The sequence below is a fragment of the Caballeronia catudaia genome (assembly GCF_001544755.2).
Classification (GTDB): Bacteria; Pseudomonadota; Gammaproteobacteria; order Burkholderiales; family Burkholderiaceae; genus Caballeronia; species Caballeronia catudaia.
Genome location: NZ_FCOF02000092.1, coordinates 1 through 7,748 on the forward strand (window position 1 = coordinate 1; position 7,748 = coordinate 7,748).

Annotated in this window: 8 protein-coding genes, 1 tRNA gene and 1 pseudogene; 3 read left to right on the forward strand and 7 right to left on the reverse strand. The window is 61.1% G+C overall.

The genetic code is table 11. The features are described 5' to 3' along the window. Window positions 1-370: pseudogene (locus tag AWB75_RS37935) on the forward strand (hypothetical protein); the annotation flags it as partial. A 579-nt stretch (window positions 371-949) separates the two neighbouring features. Further along, complete coding sequence (locus AWB75_RS35655) at window positions 950-1,345, forward strand: hypothetical protein (RefSeq protein WP_143746661.1); 396 nt, start codon at window positions 950-952, stop codon at window positions 1,343-1,345. 99 nt (window positions 1,346-1,444) lie between these two features. Here the strand turns inward: AWB75_RS35655 and AWB75_RS35660 are convergent. From AWB75_RS35660 to AWB75_RS35675, 4 genes are all read right to left on the reverse strand, one after another. After that, window positions 1,445-1,517: transfer RNA gene (locus AWB75_RS35660), tRNA-Lys, on the reverse strand. A gap of 45 nt (window positions 1,518-1,562) precedes the next feature. Then, window positions 1,563-2,123 (reverse strand): Hsp20/alpha crystallin family protein, encoded by a 561-nt coding sequence (locus AWB75_RS35665; RefSeq protein WP_061128635.1) that lies wholly within the window; start codon window positions 2,121-2,123, stop codon window positions 1,563-1,565. Window positions 2,124-2,222: 99 nt separating this feature from the next. Then, entirely contained in the window at window positions 2,223-2,630 is a 408-nt protein-coding gene (locus AWB75_RS35670) for an Hsp20/alpha crystallin family protein (protein WP_061128636.1), read from the reverse strand. A gap of 25 nt (window positions 2,631-2,655) precedes the next feature. Continuing rightward, window positions 2,656-3,099 carry an Hsp20/alpha crystallin family protein gene (locus tag AWB75_RS35675; protein WP_061128640.1) on the reverse strand — a complete coding sequence of 148 codons (444 nt, stop codon included), beginning with the start codon at window positions 3,097-3,099 and terminating at the stop codon, window positions 2,656-2,658. 247 nt (window positions 3,100-3,346) lie between these two features. On the opposite strand from AWB75_RS35675, the gene AWB75_RS35680 reads away from it, so the two are divergent. After that, window positions 3,347-3,730 carry a hypothetical protein gene (locus AWB75_RS35680; RefSeq protein WP_061128637.1) on the forward strand — a complete coding sequence of 128 codons (384 nt, stop codon included), beginning with the start codon at window positions 3,347-3,349 and terminating at the stop codon, window positions 3,728-3,730. A 184-nt stretch (window positions 3,731-3,914) separates the two neighbouring features. Here the strand turns inward: AWB75_RS35680 and AWB75_RS35685 are convergent, their stop codons facing one another. The 3 genes from AWB75_RS35685 to AWB75_RS35695 form a co-directional block, all read right to left on the reverse strand. Then, window positions 3,915-4,289, reverse strand: a complete 375-nt coding sequence (locus tag AWB75_RS35685) for a hypothetical protein (protein ID WP_061128638.1) — start codon at window positions 4,287-4,289, stop codon at window positions 3,915-3,917. Window positions 4,290-4,475: 186 nt separating this feature from the next. Continuing rightward, the gene (locus AWB75_RS35690) at window positions 4,476-5,501 is read right to left on the reverse strand and encodes an Hsp70 family protein (protein ID WP_407642206.1); all 1,026 of its coding nucleotides are present in this window, start codon (window positions 5,499-5,501) and stop codon (window positions 4,476-4,478) included. 98 nt (window positions 5,502-5,599) lie between these two features. Further along, a complete protein-coding gene (locus tag AWB75_RS35695) occupies window positions 5,600-6,736 on the reverse strand; it encodes an RNA polymerase sigma factor (protein ID WP_061128639.1) in 1,137 nt (378 codons plus the stop codon). Window positions 6,737-7,748: the final 1,012 nt, after the last annotated feature.

The following is a 7,748-nucleotide window of genomic DNA, read 5'->3' on the forward strand; positions in this document are numbered from 1 at the left end:
CGAATCCGCGTTTTACCCCGCTTCTGCTGGCGCCATTACGCCGCCCATCCCCGGCGTCATTACGCCGCCCCGTGACAATTGCCCAGGTCGCTCGATCTCCGCGAACGCCGACGAGGCGATCGGGACGATCATCGCGCAGGCGATGGAAAAAGTGGGCAACGAAGGCGTGATCACCGTCGAAGACGGCAAGTCGCTCGAGAACGAACTGGATGTGGTCGAGGGCATGCAGTTCGACCGCGGTTACATCAGTCCCTACTTCATCAATGATCCCGATAAGCAGGCCGCATATCTCGCCGACGCGCTGATTTTGGTGAACGACAAGAAGATCTCGAACATCCGGGATCTGTTGCCGGTGCTTGAGGCGACGAACGACTCGACGAACCTCGCGAGCTCAAGCGCTAGCGCTCGCGAGGCTATGGCCGATGGCGCGGTCGCGCGCATCGTGTCGGAACTTGAAAAAGTCGTGACGCTTATGCGTCAAACCTCGATGCAGCGCGTTTATGCGTCAAGTCACATCCATGTTCCTGTGGCGCCGTCGCGCATGGACATGGCGACTTTAATCGCCTTGGCTGAGACGTACGGCCAAGCCATCGTCGAAGATCCGCGCTTTTATCCCGTGATTTCTTTCGTGGCGGAGCGCGGCGGCGTCGCCCTTGTGCAGCAAGTCCTCTTCGGCGACTCGATGAATTCCATGCCATCGGGAGCTGCCTGCAATGATGCGCTCTCCTCGCTGCTAAAAGAGGCCCGACCCGCCTTTGAGTTTCTCTGCAGCACTTGGCCCGAGGCCTTCATGGCACAAGCGAACACCGCCCTGCGCCGGCTCGGCTTTTCCGCGGTCACGAGACCCATGAAGACGCGGCAAGCGGGATCGATTCACCCAACGGACGACGGGGCCAACGCTGCGCGATAACCGTGAATATGCGAGGAGCCCCTGGAGGATCTGAGTTACATGCCCAGAGATTCTCGAGCGCCAGGCGCGCCGTCGCCCAAGCTCCCATCCGGCGTGCTCGGCCTGGACTACCTCAAGTTTTCGCAATTGTCGGTGAGCGACGAATTCCTCATGCGAGAAGCGATTGGCAGCCCAGCCGTGGAAGACGCGCTGGCTTCCATTCGCTTAGGTACGATGCGCGCCGCACGGCCCGCCATGAAGGTATTCTTCGATGGTCGCCGGTTCTGGCTGGCGAGTCACGCCCACCGCTATCACGCCGCCCGCGTTCTCGGCGCCTGCCATCAGGAATTCTGGTGTGACATCCAATCCGGCACGCGCAACGATGCTGTGCAGTATGCGTCGAGGATTGCGAGCGCCAGCCGTACGCGTCATAACGCGCCCGTTTGCGCGAGCTGATCGCCTCCCCTCGACTCAGCCAATTGGTCGTCACGCTGACTACCAAGAAATCCGAAAGTGCGACACCTGCGGCGGCAACATTGACGTCGGGATATCTCATGGGCCGTACTGGGTTCGAACCAGTGACCAACGGATTAAAAGTCCGCTGCTCTACCAGCTGAGCTAACGGCCCCACTTGCCGATCAACATGCTACGGGCATCGCACTACGCGGTCATCCTAGCCAATATCGATCGTGCGGCTCGCGGAACGCGCCGACTCCGACTTCGGCACGGTCAACGTGAGTATGCCGTGGTCGAATTTGGCCAGGGCGCGATCCGGCTCGGCGTTTTCCGGCATGGGGATTGTCCGCGTAAAGCGCCCATAGGCTCGCTCCAGTCGGTAGCAGCCGTCCTCTTCGCTGCGAACGTCCTGTTTCTTCTCGCCACGCAAGACGAGCGTGCCATCCTCGACGCTTACGCTCACATCCTCGCGCTCCATCCCGGGCAACTCGGCGGTCACGCGCAGCACCTTTCCTTCGTCGACGACGTCAATACGCGGCTGGAAGCGCGATGAGCTGAAGTCGCCAAACCATCTTTCCAGCGCCCCGCGTCCGGCAAAGGGGTCTTGAAAAAATTCTTCGACGGCGCGCCACGGATCACGTGAGAAGAATCGAGGCATGTCAGGCCACGCCGACCGCGACTGTTCACCGCCCGGCGAGTGCTCCGCGTCCGCATCAGACTTGCGCGTCGCCCCGCGCAGGAACTTGAAGGGGTTCCATTTTTTTGGATCGGTATTCATGGTTTGCTCCTGCCGATTCGTTAGCAAGACGACTTGAATTTGTGGGTGGCGGTCTACGACCGCCACCCCGAGGTCTCCTGCTGCTCCCGCTTTGCCGGCTCAGCCCGTACGCACTTCGATCCGGCGGGGGCGGGCCTCGTCCCGTCGTGGGATCGTCAGCCGCAGCACGCCGTCCTTCAGATTGGCATCAATCTTCGATGCATCCAGGTCGGAACCGAGAGAGAACGCTCGCGCAAAGTGAGGCTGGCGGATCTCGGCGTGCTGCAGCCGCAACCCTGCCGGGGTGGGTACCACCGCCTCCGCCTCGATGAACAGATTTCCGTCGTGGACCTTCACGTCGAGCCGGTCCTTCGTTACACCAGGCAAATCCGCCCACAAGATAACGCCTTGGCTATTCTCAAAGATGTCGACCGGCGGTGTTAAGGTGATTCGCCGCTCGGACGACTCCCCCTCCCTGCCGGCGACCGCGTTTTCGCCTTTCCTCGCAAGCTCTGTTGTCGCGTTCATGATGTTCTCCTTCGACTGTGACGTTTCATTGAACGGTAATAGCTCGTGCCTTGGATGCCTCCCGCTTGCCAATGCTCACCGTCAGGCAGCCATTGGTGTATTGCGCGGTGACCTTGTCAGGGTCCGCATGCTCCGGCAGCTCAATGACGCGCCGAAAAGAACCTACGAATCGCTCCTGCGCATAGGTGCGCATTTCATCACCGGCGGTCGCGGGTTGCGCCGCCACACGCTCTCCGCTGATGCTTAATAGGCCCTTGTCAATTGACACGTCGAAGCTCTTCGGATCAACCCCGGGCGCAAACGCAACGACCTCGATAGAGTCGTCGGTCGAGCCGATGTTGATTTGCGGAAAAGCGCCGAAGCGCCCGGAACGGATGCTGGAAGGGAAACCGCTGAACGTGCTCGCCATCTGCCGTTGCAGGCGATCGAGCTCGCTGAAAAGGTCCATCCCGGAATAGAGATCGCTCATGATCATTTCCTCCTTGGAACCAGCAGGAAGACGAACCGGCCTACGCGCTCCAGTCCGTCTGCCGTGCTGCGGGCAAACAAATCGAAACACGCAGCGCGCCGAACTGCTTGCGCGACTGCCTGAGCGAAATTCAAGATAGGATCTCGCGCCGAAATTTCAAGGGGATGTTGCGAGTTTTCTGCTCTTGAAATCGGGCGGGCGCATCCTATATTTTCTGAACGTTCCTGACGGCCCTTGCGAGGACATTATGGAATTCGAATACGATTGGCTGACCCTTGGCCGGCACCGTATCCGGCTGCGCTCGACGAAGGGCTTCCCGACTGAGACGATGCGTACGGCGGTCCAGGTCATTCGGCTTGCGATCGACAACAACATGAGCGCGCGTGCGCGCATGGTCGAAGTCGTGGCGCAAAAGGAAGCCACTTACGAGATCGCGGTTGGCAGCACGTTCGCCGAAGACCGCTTATGCGCGCCGCAACTCGAAGCAGCGATCGCGACGGTCTTGGGCTTGCAACCCGCGCAGGTCAATATCCTCGTAACAGTGGTGACGCAGGAAGAGGTCGATCTGCATTTCGGTGTCTACGAGAGGATGCTCGCCGAAAAGTTAGGCGTGGTGCCACCACTTCAATAGCGCATCGCTCAGCCAGTTCGGGGCGCAAGGGTTCCGGGGCGCGACAGCGCGCTTGATGTTGGCGGACTTAGCTTTAGCGCGCGCACGCTGGATCTCGTTCAAGCCGCCGCCCCGCACCACAACGCCCCGCGAGTCGAGCCCCCACGTCTCGGTACTCGATGCACCGCCTTGCACCGGTCGACCTCTACCAGACAGGAAACACCACGTCCGGCTGCGGTGAGAACTGTATGCCCGAGCGAGGACAGTTCACGCGCCCCTTGACGGCGACCCGCTGGTCGAGATAGGGAAGCAGCAGTGTGGGACCCGGGGTGCCACCGATACCGAGAAGCATATCGGTGACGACCTTGTCGCTACAGGGCGAGGCCGCCGGTCGATCCAGCAAAATCGTCGTATAGTCGCCAGGAGCGTATTGATCGCTGCCACGCTGGATGGTACCGGTAATCCAGATATCGTCTTGCAGCGGCAAGGTGCGCACCGGCGCACTCGTCGGCATTGCGTCGCCGGACCAGCACATAGCCAACGCCACCGCAGTCACGACCCGTATATGTTGCATGTTCATAGCCAGACCTCTTACCCATGCGCGCCGGCTGACGAACGCCGCAGCGCTGCACGTGGCGCGCAACCGGTCCGATCCATACGAGCGCTCTCTCAGGGGTCAGGCCTGCGCCGATCCTTGACGGCCGAGTGAGCGTCCCAGTGTCACCGCTTTTGATTCACCTCCTCGAAGTCTGCGTCAATCACATCGTCATCCCGGCTCGTCCGCTGGGATTCGTGTTGCCCGGCGGTTTCGTTCGGACCGTCTCGTTGCGATGGATTGCCCGCATATATCCGCTCCCCGAGCTTTTGCGACGCCGTCGCCAGCGCGCCGATCCGGGCTTGTATTTCTTCCATGTCGGACCGTTTCAATGCATCTGTACGGCAGGTTGATCTCAGTCTGCTGGCTCGACGATAGTTCGATCTTGGCCTTCTCGGCGGCTTCCTTCAGGCGCTGCAATGCGAGCACGTCCTTCGAGAGGTCAACGCCCTGCTCCTTTTTGAACTCGCCAACGAGATAGTCGATGATGCGCTGGTCAAAGTCTTCGCCACCCAGAAAGGTATCGCCGTTGGTCGATAGCACTTCGAACTGCTTTTCTCCGTGAACATCGGCGATCTCAATCAGCGAAATGTCAAAGGTCCCCCCGCCAAGATCGAAGACAGCGATTTTGCGGTCACGGCTTTCGCGTTTGTCGAGCCCGAAGGCGAGCGCAGCGGCTGTGGGCTCGTTGATGATCCGCTTGACCTCGAGACCAGCAATGCGCCCGGCGTCCTTTGTCGCCTGGCGCTGGCTATCGTTGAAGTAGGCGGGCACCGTGATGACAGCTTCCGTGACCGACTCGCCGAGGTAGTCTTCAGCGGTCTGCTTCATCTTGCGCAGGACTTCGGCCGAGACCTGCGACGGCGCGAGCTTGCTGTCGCGTGCTTCGACCCACACGTCGCCGTTCTCCGCCTTGACAATTTTGTAGGGCATGAGCCCGATATCCTTCTGCACCTCCTTTTCCTCGAACCGGCGGCCGATCAGGCGCTTGACCGCAAACAACGTGTTTTTCGGGTTGGCGACCGACTGCCGCTTCGCAGACGCGCCCACGAGCAGCTCACTACCGTCGAGATACGCGACAACTGATGGCGTCGTGCGGGCGCCTTCTGCGTTCTCAACTACCTTGACCCGCTTGCCTTCCATTAACGCCACACAGGAGTTCGTCGTGCCGAGATCGATGCCAATGATCTTGCTCATGATGTCTTCACCGGTATCACTTCAATTGCTGGTCGCTTGTCGCCGCAGGTCAGCCGGTCTCTACGGCACTTCTTACGCCCTCGCAATCGCGCGAACTTTCATCGTCGTTGCTTCTCTGGCTCTCGAATGTCGCGCCGCGTTGCCTGCTCGAATTTTTGAGAAAGGCCCGACGCTGGCGGCAGCACACCTGGCATCACGTAGCCAGCGGGCTCGTCCGACGCCTGCGGGATCAACCGTAGCGCTCCAAGTCTCGCCCGAAGGAACGCGTCGGCATGCGCCAGCCCCTGCTCAAGTTCCTCCGCCGTCACACCGGCTACCTGGGCGGCATCGCCTACTGCAAGCCCCTCGAGCCGGCAAAGTACGACTGCGCGGCGCCAGGGCGCCGGCAGTTCCGAAAGGAGCGTCGCGAGCAGCGCGCGGAGCTCTCGCTCGCTCACGGCCTCCTCGGGCGTCACGTCCGCTGCTGGTATCACGTCCTCGAGACGCAGGACCTCGTCGGGCTGCCAGTAGGCAAACAGAATCTCCTCGTCTTCTCGCGGCTCACGTAGCGCGATCGGCAGTCTGCCCTCGAGCGAGATGCAGCGACCTGCCTCGTCCTGACGGCGGGTCACTTCGTCGGCGAGAACGCTCAGCGTTATTTGGTACAACCACTGCAGCGGGTTGAGCTTACGCGGGCGGGTTGCCGACTGCTCACACGCACGGGCCAACGCCTCATCGACAATCTCGTCGACGGACGGCTCACCCGGGTCGAGTTCGCCTCGCGCCTGCAGGTCCGAAAGCTCCCGTTGCACAAAGCGCTGCAGCGATGCGAGCAGCGGGCGAACGAGGCTGCTGAAGGACGACGCTTCTGCGTCGCTTTCTTCAGTCAGTGCGGACTTGAGTTGCCGCAAGCCGACGCGCCGCTCCTTGCGACGCCATGCGTCCTCGTGACGCAGATGTGCAACGTGGCGTTCGACCTGCCGATCCAGCTCCGTGAGAGCGTGTTCGATTGCCTTTTCCAATCGCGACGACTCCTCTGCGCACGCCAGCGTCGCCCCCGAGAGCGTCATCTGCAAACGGACGCGATAGAGACCATGGTGGCGGCTCCTGTCCAGGGTCGCGTGCAAACGGAGCCGCTCGGCCGGGAAGTGAGACAAATGCGGACCGAGCACCCGGTCAGCGAGCCGCTCGATCATCTGATGAAGATCGGGACGTGAAAGCTTCGCAACGTTCCGGTAACGAATCACCGTTTTCATCTCAAGCCTGTCTACAGTTCAGCAGCGCCGCTCATTGAAAATCCCCGACGCGTACCCCGCAGTAGTTCCCTCATCCGCCACCGCGATGCGAAGTCGCCCGCCCCCCGGCGCGAAGACGCGACGTCCCGACTGCTCCGCGTCGTCCTGCCGCGCCGATCCAGGCGCTGCGGCGTCGGACACGAGGCATTCGCTCCGTCGCCGACGATCGCCGTTGCGCTATCGTCGGTGGATGTGAGACGGAGGCTGGCGAATCCTCGGCGCGGGGGAAGCCCCGAGACGAGCGCCGGCCGCGCTGCGCGAGCAGCGACATGCAGAAAAAGGCGCTGGAGTTTGATAGCGACGCCCGGTGCCACCGATGCGGTTCGAGCGCAGATAGACGTGGCTCATCGTCTTCTCCTTCGACGCAGCAAGGAAGAGAACGGGCTTGCGCGCTCCAGTTCGCCTGCCGTGCTGCCAGCAAACAAATCGAAACACGCAGCGTGCGACCGATCGGGCGGAGGACACACTGCCTGAGCTAGAAATAACGTAGTAAAACTTCTGCAAAAATTCAAGAGCCGACGATAGGGACCGGGGGCGCAGAATGCCGCGCTGGCGCGATCGGACGGCCCAAAAACCGACTCGCGAAAGTTATCTGGATGGCGCCAACGCTATTGCGGGCGGCCGGCGTCTCGTAGTGCTTCCTCGAGTTCCAACACTAAGTAGCGTTTGCATAGAGCCTTCCACGGGAAGTCTGTGGCATCGTCCGCAAAAGCGATCTCGCCCGAGGCGAAGAGCACGCGAATAGCTGGATGGCGGGCGATGACCATCCGCGCCAAATCAACGCCGCCATATCGGGGAGGCGCAGGTCGGTGAGCAAGACATCGAAAGCAGCAGCGTTCATTGCCGAAGTTCAGCCGATCTGAACTCTGTCGAGAATCTCGTCTGAACCCACCTCAAGAGGAACAAAATTGGTCGAGCGCACATAATCCGGTCGCGGCTGCTCGACCTGTTCAGGCTTGTTCTTCACCTGGTT